This window comes from Caulobacter soli (assembly GCF_011045195.1).
Lineage (GTDB): Bacteria > Pseudomonadota > Alphaproteobacteria > Caulobacterales > Caulobacteraceae > Caulobacter > Caulobacter soli.
This window is the reverse complement of record NZ_CP049199.1, coordinates 3,254,888-3,273,614: the sequence shown is the minus strand read 5'-3', so window position 1 is coordinate 3,273,614 and position 18,727 is coordinate 3,254,888. Positions and strand designations below refer to the sequence as shown.

At 67.9% G+C, this 18,727-nt stretch carries 22 protein-coding genes and 1 tRNA gene; 12 read left to right on the top strand and 11 right to left on the bottom strand.

The annotated features are described in order from the left end of the window. Positions 1-34 precede the first annotated feature (34 nt). From greA to G3M62_RS15305, 4 genes are all read left to right on the top strand, one after another. Positions 35-520: a transcription elongation factor GreA gene (greA, locus tag G3M62_RS15320; protein ID WP_165188425.1), complete on the top strand. Its 486-nt coding sequence runs from the start codon at positions 35-37 to the stop codon at positions 518-520. Positions 521-695: 175 nt separating this feature from the next. Then, positions 696-1,259 (top strand): HNH endonuclease, encoded by a 564-nt coding sequence (locus tag G3M62_RS15315; protein WP_205692014.1) that lies wholly within the window; start codon positions 696-698, stop codon positions 1,257-1,259. Positions 1,260-1,376: 117 nt separating this feature from the next. After that, complete coding sequence (locus tag G3M62_RS15310) at positions 1,377-1,520, top strand: hypothetical protein (protein WP_165188421.1); 144 nt, start codon at positions 1,377-1,379, stop codon at positions 1,518-1,520. Between the two features lie 71 nt (positions 1,521-1,591). Beyond that, on the top strand, positions 1,592-1,876 hold the full coding sequence (locus G3M62_RS15305) for a hypothetical protein (RefSeq protein WP_246263288.1): 285 nt from the start codon (positions 1,592-1,594) through the stop codon (positions 1,874-1,876). 6 nt (positions 1,877-1,882) lie between these two features. On the opposite strand, the gene G3M62_RS15300 is transcribed toward G3M62_RS15305, so the two are convergent. From G3M62_RS15300 to G3M62_RS15280, 5 genes are all read right to left on the bottom strand, one after another. After that, positions 1,883-2,410, bottom strand: a complete 528-nt coding sequence (locus G3M62_RS15300; protein WP_165188419.1) for a VanZ family protein — start codon at positions 2,408-2,410, stop codon at positions 1,883-1,885. Between the two features lie 132 nt (positions 2,411-2,542). After that, positions 2,543-4,405 (bottom strand): M1 family metallopeptidase, encoded by a 1,863-nt coding sequence (locus tag G3M62_RS15295; RefSeq protein WP_246263286.1) that lies wholly within the window; start codon positions 4,403-4,405, stop codon positions 2,543-2,545. A 75-nt stretch (positions 4,406-4,480) separates the two neighbouring features. Further along, positions 4,481-5,041 carry a demethoxyubiquinone hydroxylase family protein gene (locus tag G3M62_RS15290; protein WP_165188415.1) on the bottom strand — a complete coding sequence of 187 codons (561 nt, stop codon included), beginning with the start codon at positions 5,039-5,041 and terminating at the stop codon, positions 4,481-4,483. 1 nt (position 5,042) lies between these two features. Then, the gene (locus G3M62_RS15285) at positions 5,043-5,615 is read right to left on the bottom strand and encodes a disulfide bond formation protein B (RefSeq protein WP_165188414.1); all 573 of its coding nucleotides are present in this window, start codon (positions 5,613-5,615) and stop codon (positions 5,043-5,045) included. Further along, positions 5,612-6,214 (bottom strand): YqaA family protein, encoded by a 603-nt coding sequence (locus G3M62_RS15280; protein ID WP_165188412.1) that lies wholly within the window; start codon positions 6,212-6,214, stop codon positions 5,612-5,614. The genes G3M62_RS15285 and G3M62_RS15280 overlap by 4 nt, the downstream gene beginning before the upstream one ends. 174 nt (positions 6,215-6,388) lie before the next feature. Here G3M62_RS15280 and G3M62_RS15275 point away from each other — a divergent pair, with 174 nt between their 5' ends. Next, positions 6,389-6,643, top strand: coding sequence for a DUF3297 family protein (locus tag G3M62_RS15275; protein ID WP_165188410.1), 255 nt, complete (start codon positions 6,389-6,391; stop codon positions 6,641-6,643). Between the two features lie 5 nt (positions 6,644-6,648). Next, a complete protein-coding gene (locus G3M62_RS15270) occupies positions 6,649-7,071 on the top strand; it encodes a hypothetical protein (RefSeq protein WP_165188408.1) in 423 nt (140 codons plus the stop codon). Here the strand turns inward: G3M62_RS15270 and G3M62_RS15265 are convergent. Next, on the bottom strand, positions 7,068-7,250 hold the full coding sequence (locus G3M62_RS15265) for a DUF3606 domain-containing protein (RefSeq protein WP_018112967.1): 183 nt from the start codon (positions 7,248-7,250) through the stop codon (positions 7,068-7,070). The two genes, G3M62_RS15270 and G3M62_RS15265, sit on opposite strands and share 4 nt — an antisense overlap. A 108-nt stretch (positions 7,251-7,358) precedes the next feature. Between G3M62_RS15265 and G3M62_RS15260 the strand changes: the two genes are divergently transcribed. The 4 genes from G3M62_RS15260 to G3M62_RS15245 all read left to right on the top strand — a co-directional run bounded on the left by G3M62_RS15260 (position 7,359) and on the right by G3M62_RS15245 (position 9,429). Further along, positions 7,359-7,595 (top strand): hypothetical protein, encoded by a 237-nt coding sequence (locus tag G3M62_RS15260; protein ID WP_165191326.1) that lies wholly within the window; start codon positions 7,359-7,361, stop codon positions 7,593-7,595. A gap of 81 nt (positions 7,596-7,676) precedes the next feature. Further along, positions 7,677-8,441, top strand: a complete 765-nt coding sequence (locus tag G3M62_RS15255; protein WP_165188406.1) for a hypothetical protein — start codon at positions 7,677-7,679, stop codon at positions 8,439-8,441. Between the two features lie 199 nt (positions 8,442-8,640). Beyond that, on the top strand, positions 8,641-9,165 hold the full coding sequence (locus tag G3M62_RS15250) for a MarR family winged helix-turn-helix transcriptional regulator (protein WP_165188404.1): 525 nt from the start codon (positions 8,641-8,643) through the stop codon (positions 9,163-9,165). A 117-nt stretch (positions 9,166-9,282) separates the two neighbouring features. Beyond that, on the top strand, positions 9,283-9,429 hold the full coding sequence (locus G3M62_RS15245; protein ID WP_165188402.1) for a hypothetical protein: 147 nt from the start codon (positions 9,283-9,285) through the stop codon (positions 9,427-9,429). A 12-nt stretch (positions 9,430-9,441) separates the two neighbouring features. Here G3M62_RS15245 and G3M62_RS15240 read toward each other — a convergent pair. From G3M62_RS15240 to kduI, 5 genes are all read right to left on the bottom strand, one after another. Continuing rightward, positions 9,442-9,526: transfer RNA gene (locus G3M62_RS15240), tRNA-Leu, on the bottom strand. 148 nt (positions 9,527-9,674) lie between these two features. Further along, positions 9,675-10,622, bottom strand: a complete 948-nt coding sequence (locus tag G3M62_RS15235; RefSeq protein WP_165188400.1) for a DUF4861 family protein — start codon at positions 10,620-10,622, stop codon at positions 9,675-9,677. A gap of 11 nt (positions 10,623-10,633) precedes the next feature. Then, on the bottom strand, positions 10,634-11,395 hold the full coding sequence (locus tag G3M62_RS15230) for a FadR/GntR family transcriptional regulator (protein WP_165188398.1): 762 nt from the start codon (positions 11,393-11,395) through the stop codon (positions 10,634-10,636). Positions 11,396-11,436: 41 nt separating this feature from the next. After that, entirely contained in the window at positions 11,437-12,624 is a 1,188-nt protein-coding gene (locus G3M62_RS15225; protein ID WP_165188396.1) for a glycoside hydrolase family 88/105 protein, read from the bottom strand. 47 nt (positions 12,625-12,671) lie between these two features. Continuing rightward, positions 12,672-13,499 carry a 5-dehydro-4-deoxy-D-glucuronate isomerase gene (kduI, locus tag G3M62_RS15220; protein ID WP_165188394.1) on the bottom strand — a complete coding sequence of 276 codons (828 nt, stop codon included), beginning with the start codon at positions 13,497-13,499 and terminating at the stop codon, positions 12,672-12,674. 355 nt (positions 13,500-13,854) lie between these two features. Between kduI and G3M62_RS15215 the strand changes: the two genes are divergently transcribed. Then, positions 13,855-16,281 (top strand): TonB-dependent receptor, encoded by a 2,427-nt coding sequence (locus tag G3M62_RS15215; protein ID WP_165188393.1) that lies wholly within the window; start codon positions 13,855-13,857, stop codon positions 16,279-16,281. Positions 16,282-16,437: 156 nt separating this feature from the next. Further along, positions 16,438-18,681: a transglycosylase domain-containing protein gene (locus G3M62_RS15210; RefSeq protein ID WP_165188391.1), complete on the top strand. Its 2,244-nt coding sequence runs from the start codon at positions 16,438-16,440 to the stop codon at positions 18,679-18,681. The last annotated feature ends 46 nt before the right edge of the window (positions 18,682-18,727 follow it).

Here is an 18,727-nt window from a genome sequence, read left to right as displayed (position 1 = left end):
CAGACATGACCTTTTTCTCCCTGGATACGCGCCGATGAGCGTGGCCTTCACCAAGGAAGGCGACAGCGAGGCCTTCGCCGCCGACCTGCTGGACCGTCCGATTTCGTCGCATCCGAACCTGGTGACGCCGTCGGGCCTGGCTCGGATCGAGGCCGAGCTGGCCGCCGCGCGCGCCGCCTACAGCGCCGCCCAGGCCGGCGGCGACGTCGCTCAGGACCGCACGGCCATGGCCCGCGCCACGCGCGACCTGCGTTACTGGTCGGCTCGTCGGGGCAGCGCCCAGCTGCGCGAACTCGATCCGTCCGTCGAGGGGCTGCAGTTCGGCGGGACCGTGACCTTCGACCGCGAAGATGGCCGCCAGCAGACCTTCCGCATCGTCGGCGAAGACGAGGCCGATCCGACGCAAGGCTCGGTGTCCTACGTCTCGCCGGTGGCCCGGGCCCTGCTGGGCAAGGGCGTCGGCGACACCGCAATGGTGGCCGGCGGCGAGGTCGAGATCATCGCGATCAAACAGGACTGAAATCGCGCCGCCAGGGCAGGGATGTCTTGGTTCTGTCGTCGAGATGGCCCATCCTTTCGGTGCGTTCGGGAATGAATGGCGATTCCTGAGAATGCGTAGGAAGGAGGCCCGTCTTCAGTCCGACCGCGTATCCGCTTCATAGGGGCCTGTTTGGCCGCCAATTTTGTGGGAGGACCTGATGCAGGTGCTGTCCCGCCCCCCGTCCGGCATGCCGGCGCTCGTCCTCAACGCCGACTTTCGGCCCCTGAGTTACTATCCGCTGTCCCTCTGGCCCTGGCAGGAGGTGATCAAGGCGGTGTTCCTGGAACGTGTGGACGTGGTCTCGACCTACGACCACGTGGTGCATTCGCCCTCGTTCGAGATGAAGCTGCCCAGCGTGGTGTCGCTGAAGCAGTACGTGCCGCAGGATCGTCCGCCGGCCTTCACCCGCTTCAACCTGTTCCTGCGCGACGGGTTCTCTTGCCAGTATTGCGGTTCGCCCGACGAACTGACCTTCGACCACGTGATCCCCCGCTCGCGCGGCGGCCGCACCACATGGGAGAACATCGTCACCGCCTGCGCGCCCTGCAATCTGCACAAGGGCGGCCGCACGCCACGCGAGGCGGGCATGAGCCCCTTCCACACCGCGCGCCGGCCCAGCATGCACGAACTGCAAGACCGTGGCCGCCGGTTCCCGCCGGGACACCTGCACGCCAGCTGGCTGGACTACCTCTACTGGGACATCGAGCTGGAAGCCTAGATCGCGGCGACGCCGAGTCGCGAAAAATGTCTAGGAAACAAAGCTTTATGGCTCTGCTTGCAACGACTCGCCGCTGGGCGGACCCAAAGGACAGGGGGCGTCCAGTGGGAGGGTTCGATGCTTGCCAATTCAACGATGCTTTCCGGTCCGACGCTGCATGAGCACGGGCGGCAGCTGAGCGTCAAACGCCGGCTGCGATGGCTGATGGCGGCCCTGACCCTGGCCAATGTGGCGCTGTGGTCGGTGGTGTTCGGGCTCTAGAGGCGCAACCTAGGCGCCGCTTCACGGGTTCTATCTCCAACGCCTTCGGGCGAAAATCGGGAGAGACCGCCATGATGTTCGGCCAGAAAAAAGAAGAGACCGGCCGCCACTTCACGCACGGCACCAGCGCCTCGACGGCCGACATGGCCAGTGACGGCAAGGTCCGGCACGAGGACAAGCATTTCGACACGCCGCACGCCCGCGAGGCCGAAACCCCGCTGGCCGAAGGCGAGAAGCACGATCAGCTGGCCGAGAAGGTCGAGTGCTCGGAAAGCCGCCAGGAAGCCTTGCTGGACGAGGGCCTGGAAGAAAGCTTCCCGGGCAGCGACCCGGTCAGCGTCAAGCGCATCACCTAGACCGGCTCAGGCCCGTCGCGGAAAGCGGCGGGCAGCCCGGCCCGCGAAGCTGGCTGGGCGATCGGCCTCGACGGTCTCGGCCGGAAACACGGCCTGGATCACCGGGGCCACGCGCCGCCCGCCGCGCCGACGGTCCTGGGCGGCGATCTCGGCGAAGGTCGCTTCGCCGCGCTTGCGGGCCAGGCTGCGAAGATTTTCGATATGGCTGGCCAGCAGGATGACGGCCACGCCGGCGGTGTCGGCCATCAGATCGGCGATCGAGCCGCTGCGGTCGGACGTGAACAGCTGGGCGATCTCGACGCTGGCGCCCAGCAGCACGGCGGCCAGCGCCAAGTCGTTGCGACGCATGCGGGGGAAGGCCAGGAACGAGACGGCGACCAGGCCGCCGAAGCAAAGCGCGTGAGCGGCCTTGTCGCTCAGCCCGAACACCTGCTCCAGGCCCGGCCAGGGACCCAGCATCAGCACTGCGGCGGTCAGGGCGCCGGCCACCAGAACGGCGCGGGCGGTGGTCACGACATGGTTGGGCGTCAGCATCGGCTTCCTGGCTCGCAATGAGCCCAAAGCCTTACGGCGCCTTGGCCTACAAGCCGTGAAGGAACAGGGTCAACGGAAGATGACCAAGCCCGTCGCCCCTGGCCTGACCAGGGGCGACGGGCCCGAACTCCACTACTTCTTCTTCGCCGGCTTGGCGGCTTCGGCCTTCTTGGCTTCGGCGGCCTTGGCCGCGTCGTCCGTGACCTTCTTCCAGGCCGCGTACTCTTCCAGATAGGGCTGGCGGCGCAGGATCTTGGACGCGGGGTCGACGATCACCGGCACGGTGTCGCCCACCTTGATGCGGCCGGTGTTGTCGCTCATCGACGCGGTCAGGATCTTGTCGCCGACCTTGACCTCGACCGGCATCGGGAAGGCCTTGCCCGAGGGCGTCTTCCAGCTCAGCACCAGGTCGTCGCCGTCACGCGCGGTGCGCAATTCCGGCAGCTTGGCCTGATAGAAATAGGCGTCGAAGAACCACTGGTAGTCCTTGCCCGTCACGTCATTGACGATCTTGATGAAGTCCTTGGTCGTGGCGTAGCGCGGCGCGAAATTGCCGGGCTTGGGGTCGGGACGGCCATAGACCAGCGTGCGCACCGACTTGAAGAACGCCTCGTCGCCGATCGTCGCGCGCAGGGTGTGCATGACGTTGGAGCCCTTGGCGTAGATGTCGTTCGCCGGGCCGCCCTCGGGCTTGTAGACCTGATCCTCGGTCATCACCTTGTCGGACACGATCGGGAACTGGTTCTTGGACTGCACGCGCTGGGCGTTCAGGCGGGTCATGTATTCCATGTCGCCGTGCAGCCACTGCGAGAACAGCGGCTGCATGTAGCTGCCCAGGCCCTCGTGGATCCACATGTCGTCCCAGTCGACATTGGTCACCTGATTGCCGAACCACTCGTGCGACAGCTCGTGCTGGAACAGCCAGTCGTAGCCGTAGACGTCCTTGCGGTACTCGTTGCCGTAGGCGTTCATGGTCTGGTGTTCCATGCCCAGGTGCGGGGTCTCGACGACGCCCAGCTTCTCGGACCGGAAGGGGTACGGGCCGATCATCTGCTCGAAGAAGTCGAGCGTGGTCGGGAACTCGGCGAACAGGGCCTTGGCTTTCGCCGGGTCGTCGCTCTTCAGGTACCAGTATTCGATCGGGAAGCTGTCGCCGAACCGGCTCTTGTAGCTGGCTTCGAGCTTGTCGTAGGGGCCGACATTGACCGCGATGGCGTAGGTGTCGGGCTGCTTCTGGCGCCAGTGGAAGGTGCGCCAGCCATCCTTCTCCTGCACGTCCACCAGCACGCCGCCGGCCGGGGCCGACAGCGGGGCGGGCACGGTGATGTAGAAGTCGACCAGCAGCGGTTCGCCGGTCGGGAAGTCGATGCACGGCCAGAACAGGTCGCAGCCGTCGCCCTGCACGGCGCTGGCGATCCAGGGCTCGCCCGTCGGCGTGGTCTTCCAGACGAAGCCGCCGTCCCACGGCGCCTTCTCGGCCTCGTGCGGCTGGCCGGCGTAGCGGATCTGGACCACGGTCTTGGCCCCGGCGGCGATCGGCGCGGGCGGGGTGATGGTCAGGCGGCCTTCCGGATTGGTCCAGGCCGAGGCGGACAGGGTCTTGCCGTCGACGATCAGCGCGCTGACCGTGAAGTTCTTGTCGAAGTCCAGGACGATGCGGGGCAGGGCCGCCTTGGTCGCCAGGGTCAGGGTGGCGTCGCCCTCGATCGCCTTGCGCTCGGGGATGATCTTCAGCTTCAGGTCGACGTGCTCGATCGTGACCGCCGCTTCCTCGGCGGGCATCTGGCCCCCGGTGTTCAGGGTCAGGATGGTGGTCGGCGTCGGCTTGGGCGGGTTGACCGGCTTGGCCGGCGTTGGGGCGGCTTGAGCCGCCGCCGCGAGGGCCAGAACTGAGACGGCGCAGAGGGCCGCGGCCCGACGAAGATGGCTGTTCAAGCGAAACTCCCCTTTACCCCGAAACCGCCAAGGCCCGGCGATCCGATTTTCCGGCGACATGGGTAAGCTCGGCCGAGCACGCCGCCAAGCGGGAAGTTCCAGGGGCGGTTCTTCCGGCGTTTCAACGAACGCGGGTCAGATCTTCTCGCTGATCTTGATCGCCGCGCGGCAGCCGGCGCGGATCACGGCCGACAGCAGCGGATAGGCCGGCGCTTCCAGCGCGCCTTCGCCGATGGCGATTTCCTTGTGGTGCAGTTCGTCGTCGCGGAACTGGCTGAGCTCGGCGGCCAGGGACGGATCGCGGCTCTCGAGCTCGGCGATCTGGCCGGCATAGTGCTGCTCGATCACCGTTTCGACGGCTTCGGTGCAGGCGTGGGCGGCCTTCTCGCCCAGCAGGGCCGTGCCCGCGCCCAGGGCGAAGGCGGCGGCGCGCCACAGGGGCGACATCAGGGTGGGGCGCACTTCGCGCTCGCCCAGCAGTTCGTTGAAGCGGCTGAGGTGGACCTGTTCGTGGCCCTCCATCTCCTGGAGCTGGTCGGCGATGCGCTCGCGGCCGGGGGCCTGACGCATCACCGCCTGCTGGCCACGATAGATGTGAACGGCCGCCAGCTCGCCGGCCTGGTCGACCCGCAGGATCTCGGCCAGGCGCGCCTTCTGGGCGCCGGCGCCGGGACGGGGAGGGACGGGCTGGCTCATCTCAGGCGGCCTTGGGACGCAGACCGGCGAAGAACGAGACGACCGCCAGGCCCAGCGAGATCAGGGCGTTCCAGCCGGCCATCGACAGGCCCAGGAAGATCCAGACGGCCTTCTCGCACGACGGGGCGGCGATCTTGACGCCCTTCAGCATGGCCACCAGGTCGTCGGCCGAAGCCGCGCCGCCGGCCGCGCAGGCGGCGGGACCGGGCCACCACTTCCACTCCGCGCCGGCGTGATAGGTCGCCAGGCCCGCGCCATACAGGAAGCCCAGGCCAATCAGCAGGATCAGCGGCTTGCGCACCCGGTCGGCCCAGGCGGTGCGCGTCAGCACCACCGTGACCAGCGCCACCGCGCCGGTCACCCAGTAGACTTCGCGCTGCTTCAGGCACAGCAGGCACGGGGCCAGCTTGCCAAAGGTCTCGAAGGCGTGGGCCGCGCCCAGCATGACGGCGCAGGCGACGAAGGCCAGGACGGGCCACTGGCCGGCGACCAAGTCAAGCGGGCCGTGCGTGGCGGCCACGGGGCCGGTGGCGCGGATCGGGGCGGCCTTGTCCTCGATGGTCTCGATCGTCACGCGCACGCTCCGCCGCTGCTTCCGCCCAAGAAGTGGCTCGCCGTGAGGCCGATGACAAGCAGGGCGATCAGAATGCCGGCGAACAGGGCCAGGCGCTTTTCGATCACCGGCATCATGGCCGGGCCGAATTTCTTGACCACCCAGGCCACCAGGAAGAAGCGCGCGCCGCGCGTCACCACGCAGGCGCCGATGAACACCGGGAAGCTGAACTGCAGCAGGCCCGAGGTGATGGTCACCAGCTTGAACGGAATCGGGGTGAAGCCCTTGGCGATGATCACCCACGAGCCCCACTGGCGGTACCAGCATTCGGCGTCGGCCAGGGCGTTCGGCTTGCCCAGCACGGCCAGCAGCTTCTGCGCCGCGTCATGGAAGAAGAAGCCGATGCCGTAGCCCAGGATCCCGCCCAGCACCGAGGCCAGGGTGCAGAGCGCGGCGTAGCGCCAGGCCTTGTCCGGCTTGGCCAGCACCATGGGCGCCAGCATGACGTCGGGCGGCACGGGAAAGAAGGAGCTCTCGGCGAACGAGATGGCGAAAAGGCTGATCGGGGCGTGGCGCGAGGCGGCCAGGCTCATGACCCAGTCATAGAGGCGACGCAGCATGCGAGCTCCGGGGTGAGGATGAGGCGTAGCTAGCAGGCGACCGTGACCTTGTCGCGGCGGTTCGCGCGATCGCGCGCAATCCTATTGGAATTGCGAGCCCGGGTGGCTATCACGCCCATTCGATGGCGCCCCAGACTGAAACAGGGCCGTCCAAATTCTTCGAAAGACGATCCCATGAGCGATACGCCTCCCGACCGCCTGGCCTCCAATCCCTCGAGCCCCTACTACGACGCCGACGTCCTGGAGCGCGGCGTGGGCATCGTGTTCAACGGCGTCGAGAAGACCAATGTCGACGAGTACTGCATCAGCGAAGGCTGGATCCGCGTCACCGCCGGCAAGGCCGTCGACCGCAAGGGCAACCCGATGACCATCAAGCTGCAAGGCGTGGTCGCGCCGTACTGGCGCAACGACAACGCCGAAGAGGCCTGAGGCTGATGGCCCCGCGCCGCCTGATCGACCTGCCCGGTTTCGCCGACCTGGAGACCCGGGCGCTGATGAAGTCGTCGTTCGCCGATCCCGAGGCGCGGGCCCAGTTTCCCGAGATCGACCAGCTGGCGCGCGACACCTTCGGCCTGACGGCCGACGAGGCGGCGCTGATCCCCGATCCGCCGGGCTGGGACGGCATCGACGTCAAGTCGCTGCGCGACCAGGCCGACGCGTTCGAGCTGGAAGGCTGGGACGTCATGGACGACAAGCGCCGCCCGCTGCGGATCCTGGGCCATTTCAGCCATCCGCTGTGGCTGGCCCTGCGCGGCGTGGCCGGCCACCTGCCGTTCGAGCCCGAGCCGGACGAGCGCGATGTCTCGGGTTCGTCCCTGGCGGCGGAAGCGGCGAAGTTCCGGCGAGATAAGCGCTAGCGCTTCTTGCCCAGCTCGGCGCCGATGTCCTTGATCGAATTGCCGACCTTGCGGTGGGCGGCGACCAGCTGATCCTTGGTGACGCCCCAGCGCTTCATCCAGTATTCGACCTGATGGCGTTCGCGCGGATCCAGGCGGTCCTCGTCGCGGAAGTCCCGCTTGCCCTTGGGAGCACCCATCGTCGCCTCCTTCAATACTCCCGGCGGGCGTATCCTGCGCCACGGGCGTTGTCGAGATGATGGACCAGAGACGGAAAAGACCCGATGAGCGATCCCGACCTAGAAGCGATGGCCAAGGACGAGCTGTCGCGCGCCATGACCCTGACCTGGCGTGACCTGAACAAGGTGATTCCCTGGGGCGACACCTTCGAGGGCATCTCGCCGGCCGGGCGCAACGTCGAGGTCGAGCGGAACTACCTTTGGGCCGATCAGCCCGGCGGCGACATCCTGTGCGAGGTGGCCGTCTATGGCGGTCCCAGCCGCTACGACCAGGGCGCCAAGGCAAGAGGGGTGATTTCTCGCTGAGTCGCATAACCTTGGTCGTGCAAGCGGCGCCGTGATGCGTTAACCATGGACTCTCGCTTGCCTGCTGCTGGAGGGGGTCCGGTGTACCAGTCAGAGTTTCCCGTCGACACGCCGGTGCCGATCTTCGATCCGACCTTGCTGGCCGGCATCGCCCTGGTCGTGCTGGCCGTCGCCATCCTGACCTATTACGTGGGCAAGCACGTCGGCGGGCGAGGGCGCGACGACCGCTGGCGCGAGATTCCCAAGACGATCCACGAAGCCATCAAGGCCAAGTGCGTGGCGGCCACCAGCGCCCCGTCGGGCGAGTTGCTCTACAAGGCCCAGGACCTGGTCGAGGAGGTGCAGCGCCGGATCGGGCCGGTGCTGGCGTTCGGCGGTCCCTGCGCCAAGGCCCTGAAGGGCGTGACCGAGGCGCTCAAGGGCGAGCCGGTCGAGGAAAAGCCCAAGGACAAGGACAAGCCCAAGAGCGCTCATGGCGGCGCCCACGGCAGGAAGGACGACAAGCACGGCCACGACGATGGCCATGGCGGGGGTCACGGCGTCGGTCACAAGGAGACCGAGCTGGAGCTGGCCGCGGCCAATGTCACCATCCTGGGCGGTCAGACCCTGGTCCTGACCGGCCATCGTCCCGCGCACGAGCCCGACCACGGTCATGGGCACGACGAGCATGAGGAAGAAGAACCGAAGGTTCTTGACCACAAGGACTATTCTCGCCAAGTCCGCATGGCTGTTGTGGAATTTTCCGATTTCTGGAGCCGGGGCGATTGTCTCAACGAACTTCAACGCTGCCAGGCCGCGCTGACCAAGACCGAGCCGTTCAAGTCCAAGGAGTCGGACGGACACTGAACTGCTGGTTCCATTTTTCGCGGGCGCCCCTTCGCTGGGCGTCCAGCCGGCCGAATGCACAACCGCCAAGCGAAACGCCGCCTTTCCTGTCCCCAGGCTTGGCCATGATTGAGCGGGGCTGTCGCGCCGCGCCAGATCGGGTCTTGTCGACGCGAGCGACCGCCAGAGTCGCGGGCGTATGGAGGACGAAAGGAAGGCCATGGCCGCGACGGTCTCACCCATGACTCAGATTCCCCCCGAAGGCGCCCCCGAGCACGTCTCGCTGGCCGACTATCTGCCCTATCAGCTGGCGACGTCGTCCACGGCCGTCAGCCGGCTGATCGCCCGCGCCTATGAAGACCGCTTCGGCCTCAGCATCCCGCAATGGCGGCTGATGTCGGTGCTGGCCGAAGGTCCGCTGACCCAGCAGGCCGCCGTCGTGCGCACGGCCATGGACAAGGTGCGGGTCAGCCGCGCCGCCCAAGACTTGGTCGAGCGCCGCCTGGCGGTGCGCCTGAGCAACCGCGTGGACCGGCGCTCGCACAGCCTGGAGCTCACCGCCGCCGGCCGCCGCCTGTTCGCCGAGATCGTGCCCCTGGCGCGCGCCTACGAGGCCGCGCTGCTGGCCGGTCTGGCGCCCAGCGAGGTGACGACGCTGAAGCGCCTCCTGGGCCAGCTGGAGATCGCCGCCGGCACGCTCTACGGGGCCGACACCGCGCCGCCGGGATCCGAACGTCCGGAATAGATCCGGCGCGCGGTCGTCGGCGACCGTGCTGTCTCCCTCGCCGGAACCCTGGGGATCGACGCGCGCTCCCCGGAGGAGCGCGAACGGAGCCATGACGTGGGTAAACGATCTAAAGCCATGGCGACGGCGGCCAAGCGCCCGGTGCGCGCTTCGCTGTCGGCCGCCGCCCTCATCGTCGACTGGGCCACCCTGGCCGCGCTGGGTGCGGCCACGCTCGCGCTGGTCGTCACGACGTGGCGGCCGCGTCGCGGTAAAAATCGTTGATTTAAGAGAGCTTGGTGCGGGCGGCCGGGGTCGAACCGGCACTCCTTTCGGAACCGGATTTTGAGTCCGGCGCGTCTACCAGTTCCACCACGCCCGCACGGCGCCGGCCTGCTGGGGAGCAAGGCCGCAGTCCCTTGGATAGCCGGACGACTGGACGTCTCGGCGCGGGGAGAGCTTCCTAGCAAAGCCGGGGGCGAAGTTCCAGACGCCTTGGCTCGCTTTCCACACCCGAACGTCCCACGCTCTCAGTGCGTCGGGTCGAAGTCGGCCTTTTCCGAACGGACATAGGCTTCCCAGCCCTCGCGGTCATGGAAGTCCAGGCCTTTGTCCCAGGCCGCGCCCATGTAGTAGACGAACGGCTTGCCGGGCTCGACCTTGACCAGGACGATGTAGTTGTCGGCGTCCTGGCGCACCTCGACCAGGGCCTTGGGATCGACCATCAGAGCGATGCCCATCGTGCCCTTCACCGGATCGGTGGGCTCCCAGTACGAGACGCGGCCCGCGCCCAGGTCCTTGGTGAACACCCCGCCCGCGCCCTGGTGGGTGGCCTTGCGCTTGCTGATGCCGATGCCGACCACCAGCGGACCGGGCTTGTCGGAGCTGATGGTCGAGACCATCCGCGTGAAGTTGGTGCCCAGCGGCAGGGTGAAGGTGCGGGTCTCCCAGACCTTGCGGTCCACATCGATCGGCCAGGGGGCGTAGGTGACCTTGAACTGGGCGACGTCGCCGCCGGTCTTGAGAATCTCGTAGGACTTCCAGTTGCGCGAGGTCCACAGCTTGTTGTTCTGCCACACGCCCAGGCCGCCGGCGCCCCGGAAGGTGTTGACGTCGTAGAAGTCCAGGCCCTCGCCGTGGAAGTCGTGCTGCTTGCCGGTCTTCAGCTGGCGCTCCATGAACGGCCAGCGCACCAGCTTGCCCCAGGCGTCGACGCCCGAGGTCGAGGGCGGCTCATAGGCCTCTAGGGCCGGGCCGTAGATGCGGTGAGCGGTGCGGTCGTTCTCCCAGAGGATGTCGTCGTAGCGATAGGGGGCGTAGCTGACGACGGCGCGGGGCTTCTGGCCTTCGACGTCGGGCTTGACCAGGGCCGGCTCGACCAGCGGGGGCAGGGCGGCCGTGCTGGGAGCCTGGGCGTGCGCCAGGGCAGGCAGGGAGAGGCTCGCGGCGACCGCGAGGGACAGGATCAGCTTGGACATGGGCGCTCGCTCTAGATCTCGGTGCGCCGAGCCAGCTCGCGTCGCTGCTCGGCCATTTTCTGGCGGGTCTGCTGGAGGGCGTCGAGTTCGGTCACGGCCAGCAGGTCGTCGATCACCTGAGCCAAATGGCCGTGGATGGCCTGGCGGGCGGCCTTGGGATCGCGCCGGCGCAGGGCGGAGACGATCTTGCGGTGCTCTTCGACGAAGTCGCCGCCGGTATGGGTGCGCGCCCGGCGCAGCATGGCCACGCAGGTCGGCGACTGCTGGCGCAGGGTCCACAGGTCCTCGACCCCGGCCTCGATGGCGGCGTTGCCGGTGGCGCGGGCGATGGCCAGGTGGAATTCCTGCTCCAGCCGCTCGACCTCGTCGGGGGCGAAGCTGCGGACCATCTGGGCGACGGTCTGGTCCAGCAGGGTCAGGTTCTCGTCGGTGATGGTGGCGGCCGACAGGGCGCAGGCTTCGCCCTCGAACAGGCGGCGAGCCTCGGTCAGCTCCAGGGCGCCGACCTCCAGCTCGCCCGGATCGTCGCCAGCGGGTATGGCCGTGGCGTTGACATAGACGCCCGAGCCCTGCCGGGCCTCGACCAGGCCTTGGAACTCCAGGGCGATCATGGCGTCGCGAATGGTCGGACGACTCACCCCGAAGTCATCGGCCAATTCTCGCTCGGACGGCAGCTTGTCGCCCGGTCCATAGCGGCCGTCATTGATGGCCGTGGCGATCGCGCGGGCGATCTGCTGGTAAAGTTTCTGCGGGTCTTGGGCGCCAGTGGTCATGTCGATCATCCTAGCGGGGACGGGCGGCGGGGCAAACGGCGTCACCGTTTAGCCGGGGATGGCAGCCTCGACACTTCGCTGGCGGCCAGCAGGAAGGCGCCGACGCCGTACAGCTGGGTGTCGTCCGGCCCCACCTGGTCGGGCGCGGCGCCCACCCGCTGCACCCAGCCCAGCTTGCCGTCGGGCTCGACCGCGGCGGTCAGGGCGGTCCAGCCCTTGTCGATCGCCGGGCGATACTGGGCGGCCGGCAGCAGGCCGTGGTTCACGCCCCAGGCCAGGCCGTAGACGAAGAAGCCCGTACCGCTGGTCTCGGGCGTCTTCTGCGGCTCCAGCAGCGAGACGGGCCAGTAGCCTTGCTCACCTTGCAGAGTGACGATCCTGGCGGCCATCTGTTTGAACAGCGCCTCATAGCGCGGCCGGCTGGGATGGTCCTTGGGCAGGTCTTGCAGGATGCGGGCGATCCCGGCGAAGGCCCAGCCGTTGCCACGGCCCCAGAAGATCTTGGCGCCGGCGTCGCTGCGCTTGGCGATGAAGCGGCTGTCGCGGAAATAGAGGTGGTCGGCCTTGTCGTAGAGCAGGTCGGTGGTCGCCCAGAACTCGCTGTCGGCATGGGCCAGGTAGCGCGGGTCCCGGGTTTCCTTGGACAGGGCCACCCAGGCGGGCGGGGCCATGAAGATCGCGTCGCTCCAGCACCAGCGGGCCTGGCAGTAGGGATCGCCGCCCTGCGGCGGCTTGGCGTCGAAGCCCAGGTCGACGCTGGAGGGATCGGCCAGGACGGCGTCGAAGCGGGCGCGCACCGGGGCCAGCTTGGCGGCGTCATGGGTGTGGGCGGCGGCCCAGATCCAGACCGCGCCAGTGGCGTCGGCGTCGGCGTGGCGGGGGCGTTTGTCGAAGCCCCAGCCCTCGGCCTGGCCGTGGGCCACGATGGCGTTCGCGTACTTGGGATCCTTGGAGGCGTCTGCGAAGGCGGTCAGGCCGACATAGAAGGCCGCTTGGATCCAGTCGCGCGGGGCCTCGGTGTCGCGGCGAAACTGCGAGGCCGGCACATAGTCGAAATTGTCCATGTGGCTCAGCTGCCAGTCGGCCACGTGAGCGCCGGCCGCCAGCGCGGCGGCGTTGGCTGGGGCGGCGGTCGTCGCGGCCGGCCTGGCGGGCGTGGCCGCGCAGGCCTGCATCGGGCCCAGCAGGGCGGCGGTGGCCAGGAGGGCTCCCGTCAGGCGTCGCGGCATCGTCTCGTCTCCCTTTGTGGTTCTTGTTCTTGTCGTCCGGGCCTGGCCTAGCGCAGGTCGGCCAGGGCCAGGTGGTCCATGTCGTCGAAGTCCAGGTTCTCGCCGCCCATCGACCAGACGAAGCGGTAGTCGGCCGTGCCGACCCCGCTGTGCATCGACCAACTGGGCGAGAACACCGCCTCGCCATCGTCCATGAACACCGTCCGGGGGTTGGAGGGCTCGCCCATGATATGCATCACCCGGGCGGGGGCGGCGTCGAAGTACATGTAGATCTCGCTGCGCCGCCCGTGGGTGTGCGGCGGCATGGTGTTCCACACGTTGCCGGGCGCTAGCTCGGTGAAGCCCATGACCAGCTGGCAGGTCTCGACCAGGCCGGGGCGGATGCTCTGGCGGATCACCCGGCGGTTGGCGGTCTTCTGGTCGCCGGCCTGGATCTCCCGCGCTTGGGCCTTGCGCACCAGCGTGCTGGGGTGGGCGGCGTGGGCCGGATAGCTGACGAAATAGAACTTGGCGGGCGCGTCGGCCGAGGCGCTGGCGAAGGTCACGGACTGGACGCCGCGACCGACATACAGGCTGTCCAGATTGTCCAGGTCGTGGCGCGCGCCGTCCAGTTCGATCCAGCCGGGGCCGCCGATATTGATCACGCCCAGCTCGCGGCGCTCGCAGAAATAGGCCGAGGCCAGGCGGCGGTCGGTGGGCAGGGGCAGGGGGGCGTCCAGCGGCGCGGCCGAGCCGACGACGGCGCGGTCGACCTCGACATAGGTCATCGAGACCTGGCCGGGCTGGAACAGGTCGTCGATCACGAAGGTGTCGCGGATGTCCTCGGCGGTCATCCGGCGCAGGCCTTCGCGGTCGGTGCTGGGGCGCAGCTTCATGCCGGGGGCGCTCATCGCGACGGCCGCGCGGCGGTGGCCGACGTCATCGCGTGGAATGGTGTGCGGATCATTCGTCCCTCAATCATGTGACCAATCTGGCATTACCAATTTGCCGTCTGGTCGCAAGGCTAAATGACCATATTCCACAGCCGTACGTAAAGACATCGTTGTCATCGCGCTTCCGGATCGTCGCAAAGCCTCGCCTTTTCAAGGGATTAAGCAAAAATGACAACGATGTCGGTTGTTGCTTGACAATTTACCTGACCACTGGCCAATTTTGGTCTTACCAAATTGGCGCTGATAATTGACCGGATAAACCGGCCTTGGCGCTGCGCGAGGAAACGAGGGGAGAGACATGAGAACGATTCAGCGTGCCCTATTGGCGTCGACCGCCGTGATCGCCGTCGTGGCGGGAACGGGCGCCGCCCATGCCCAGGCCAGTGGTTCGGACCCGTCGGTCCAACTGGAAGAGATCATCGTCACCTCGACCAAGCGCGCCGAGCGCCTGCAGGACGTGCCGGTGTCGGTGACCGCCCTGACCCAGGATGTGATCGAGCGCAACAACGTCCGCGAACTAGGCGACCTGGTGAAGCTGTCGCCGGGCCTGTCGATCGACTACGGCAGCCAGCCAGGCAACTTCAGCATCAAGATGCGCGGCATCGGCACCTTCTCGAACGGCATCGCCGTGGAGTCCGACGTCGCCGTGGTCATCGACGACGTGCCGATCGGCTTCCAGGCCGCGGCCTTCAAGGACCTGATCGACGTCGAGCGAGTGGAAGTGCTGCGCGGCCCGCAGTCGACCCTGTTCGGCAAGAGCGCCATCGCCGGCGTGCTGAACATCGTCACCGCCGCTCCGTCCGACACCTTCGGCGGCAAGGCGATGGCCCTGGTCACCGATGACGGCGAAAAGCGCCTGGGCTTCACCGTCACCGGTCCGATCAATGACGACATCCGCGTGCGCCTGACCGTCGCCAAGAGCGACTACGACGGCAACCTCAAGAACCTGACCACCGGCAAGAACGTCAACGGCAGCTCGGGCCTGACCGCCACCGCCAAGATCGAGTGGACCCCGACCGAGAACCTCAAGTTCAGCGTCGCGCCGCGGTTCAACCACAACGTCTCCAGCTGCTGCGCCAGCGCGATCACCGAGCTGACGCCGGGCCTCAACTACCAGGGCGAGCCGGGCTTCCCCGCGACCACCACCCTGCGCGGCATCACCTTCGACAAGAACAACCACTTCGTCCGGTCCGACGACCGCATCGGCGGCGGCAATTCCGAAGTGTTCGGCGGCACGGTCCGCCTGGACTACGACTTCGGCGAAGGCTCGATCCTGAAGGGCCACACCTTCTCGTCGATCACCTCGCGCGATCGCTGGAAGATGCGCGACTTCCAGGACATCGACGGCACCGACCAGCCGTTCCTGCTGGGCTTCCCGGTCGCCAGCCCGTCGGGCATCAACAGCGGCGCGGTGATCAACGGCTATTTCCACGCCAAGTCGACGACCCAGGAGTTCCGTCTGACCTCGCCGGGCACGGGCCGGCTGCGCTATGTGGCGGGTCTCTGGTACGCCAAGAACGACCTGGACCGTTATCTGAACCGCGGCCCGGTGCTGCAATTGGCCCGCTATCTTGCCGAGAGCACCAACGAGAACTATTCGGCCTACGCCAACGCCACCTTCGACCTGACCGACAAGCTCAGCCTGACGGGCGGGGCGCGGTTCAATCGCCAGAAGATCGACTACCAGTTCCACAAGACGATCTTCGCCAACACCACCCTGACCTCGCCGACCTCGGTCCAGGAGTTCAGCGGGGCCAATGACGACGACGCGGTGACCGGCAAGGTGGGTGTCCAGTACAAGTGGACGCCCGACATCATGACCTACGCCACCTATTCGACGGGTTACAAGGGTCAGGCCTACGACCTGGTCAGCACCTTCGACTCCAAGATCGCGGCCAACATGCCGGTGCCGCCCGAGACGGCCAAGAACTACGAGCTGGGCTTCAAGAGCAGCCTGCTGGACCGCCGGGTGTACTTCAACGCCGCCCTGTTCCGGGCCGACTACAAGGGCTTCCAGACCTCGGTCACCTCGTTCCTGCCCGACGGCACGTTCCTGACCTTCCTCAACAGCATCGGCCAACTGCGCACCCAGGGCCTGGAACTGGACGGCGTGGCGCGGATCACCTCGCACTTCCGCCTGAACGGCGCCTTCGCCTACACCGACGCGACGGTGATCGATTTCCCGAACGGCCCCTGCTATTCGGGCCAGCCGCTGGATCTCGCCTCGCCGTATCCCGTCGGCGGCGTGGCCGCGCCTGGGGTCTGCTACACGCAGCTGCAACCCATCGTGGCCGGCAAGCCGCAGACGGTCAGCGGACGCCAGCAGAACCTGCACGGCAAGCGTCTGAACAACGTGCCCAAGTACAAGTTCAGCCTGGGCGGCCAGTACGACATCGACCTGCCCGACAACGTGCCGTTCAAGGCCTTCATCGGCGCCAATGTCCGCTGGCAGGACGACATCAACTTCTCGCTCAGCCAGGACCCGCGCACGGTCCAGAAGGCCTACAGCATCACGGACCTGACCGTCGGGATCACCGACCGCGAGGGCAAGTACAAGCTGACCGCCTTCGCCAACAACCTGTTCGACAAGCGCTACGCGCAAGGGTTGGGCAACGGCACGTCGGGCTATAGCAACCCGGCCATTCCGACGGCGCAGGGCAAGACCTGGTTCCCGGGCCGCGACGCCTTCCGCTACTTCGGCGCGCGCCTGGACGTGAACTTCTAGAGCTTTCGACTTTATCCCCCCTGCTGGCCGGTCCCGTTCGCGGGGCCGGCCAATTTTTTTGCGCGACGCGACTTTGGCGCGCGTCACGAGACGGGTCGGCTGTGCTATTGCCCGCGCTTCTTGCTGGCGAACTTGCGCCGAACGAGTGCGATCCGAATGCCCGACGCCGCCGACGATTTCGAGCCCGCCGTCCCGACGACTCCGGCGGAGGCCCCGGTCGAGGCGGCCGTCGAAGCGGCGACGCCCAAGCGCAAGCGCCGCTCCAGGGCCAAGCCCGCCGCCGCGCCGATCGAAACGCTGGCGCCCGACGCGGTCGAAGAGGTGTCCGAAACGTCCGAGACGCAGCCCGTCGACACCGAGATCTCGCCGCCCGAAACCCCTGAGGCCGTCGAACCCGAAGCGGCCGAGCCACTAGCCGCCGAACCGCCGTCCGCGCCGCCGCCGGCCAAGCCGCCGATCTGGAAGCGCCGGCCCTGGCAGATCGGCGCCGCGGCCAGCGTGCTGGTGGTGATCGCCGTGATCGCCTCGCTGCTGTGGTCGTTGCCGCTGGGCCGGGCCCTGGAGCCCCTGGCCAATCCGACCCTGGTGATCGTGGCCGCCGACGGCTCGCCCATCGCCCGGCGCGGCTCCTACAAGGAGGCCCCCGTCGTGGTCTCCAAGCTGCCCGCCTATGTGCCCGGCGCGTTCATCGCCATCGAGGACCGGCGCTTCTACTCGCACATGGGTGTCGACCCCAAGGCGATCCTGCGAGCCGTGGGCGCCAACGCCAAGGCCGGCGGGGTGTCGGAAGGCGGTTCGACCATCACCCAGCAGCTGGCCAAGAACGCCTTCCTGTCCAACAAGCGCACCTTCCGGCGGAAAATCCAGGAGGTGCTGATCGCGCTCTATCTGGACGCCCGCCTCTCGAAGGACGAGATCCTGTCGCGCTACCTGTCGTCGGTCTATTTCGGCGACGGCACGTTCGGCCTGCGCGCGGCGGCGCGGCACTATTTCGACAAGACGCCCGAGACCTTGTCAGTCGGCGAGGCGGCGATGCTGGCGGGTCTGGTCAAGGCGCCGTCTCGCTGGGCCCCCACCGAGAACTTCGCCGGCGCTAAGACGCGGATGAAGACCGTGCTGGGCGCGATGGTCGACACCGGCGTGATCACCGAGGGCCAGGCGCGGTCCGCCGTGAACCAGGTGCGGGTCGAGGCCGGCCGCGCCAAGCTGCCCACCGGCTCCTACTTCGCCGACTGGGTGTTCCCGCAGGCCAAGGCGGTGTTCGAGAACACCTATGGCGAGACCGTGGTGCGCACCACGCTGGATCCCAAGTTGCAGGCCCAGGCCGAGAAGATCCTGGACGAGGCCATCGCCCGCGACGGCAAGGTGCTGAACGTCACCCAGGGCGCGATCGTGGCCATGCGCACCGACGGCCGCATCGTCGCCATGGTCGGCGGCCGCGACTACAAGGTCAGCCAGTTCAATCGCGCCGACGGCGAACGCCCGCCGGGTTCGGCCTTCAAGCTGTTCGTCTACCTGGCGGCCATGCGCAAAGGCATGACCCCGACCAGCCCGATCCTCGACGCGCCGGTCCAGGTCAGTGGCTGGACGCCCAAGAACCACGAGAGCAAGTACGCCGGCCGCGAGGTGCCGCTGATCACCGCCTTCGCCGCCTCGTCCAACGTGGCGGCCGTGCGCCTGGCCCACGACATCGGCCGCGACGCGGTCGTGGCCACCGCCCGCGACCTGGGGATCACCGATCCCATCCCCGACGACCTGACCCTGGCCCTGGGCACCGGCCCGATGAGCCTGGTGCGGCTGACGGCGGCCTATGCGGCCATCGACGCGGGCGAGGCGCCGATCATCGCGCACGGCCTGGCCGACTGGAAGAAGCCCGCCAACGTCCATCCGCTGACCAAGGCCGAGCTGGCCAGCATGCGCGACCTGCTGCGCTCGGCCACTCAGCGCGGCACCGGCATCGAGGCGGCCATTCCCGGCGCGTTCGGCAAGACCGGCACCAGCCAGAACTACCGCGACGCCCTGTTCGTCGGCTATGTCGGCGACCTGGTGATCGGCGTGTGGGTGGGCAACGACGACAACAGCGCCATGAACGGCGTGGTCGGCGGCGGCCTGCCGGCCAAGATCTGGAAGAGCGTGGCGACCTATGCGGTGGGCCGCGACGCGCCCAAGGCGCCGGCGGCGGAGGAGGGCGACGACGCCGTCTCGGCGGCCGAGGACACCACGCTGCTGCTGAACCCGGACGGCACGCCCGTGGACGGAGCGGCCCCGGCCGAAGGCGCGCCGGTCGCTCCGGCGGACGGGACGGCTCCGGCGGCTCCAGCCCCTGCGGCTCCCGCTGCTCCGGTGGTCAGCGCGCCGGCGGCTCCCGCCGCGCCGACGACGGACCGACCGGCGAACTAAGATCCGCTCGTCCCGGCGAAAGCCGGGATCCAGATCCCATGGCGGT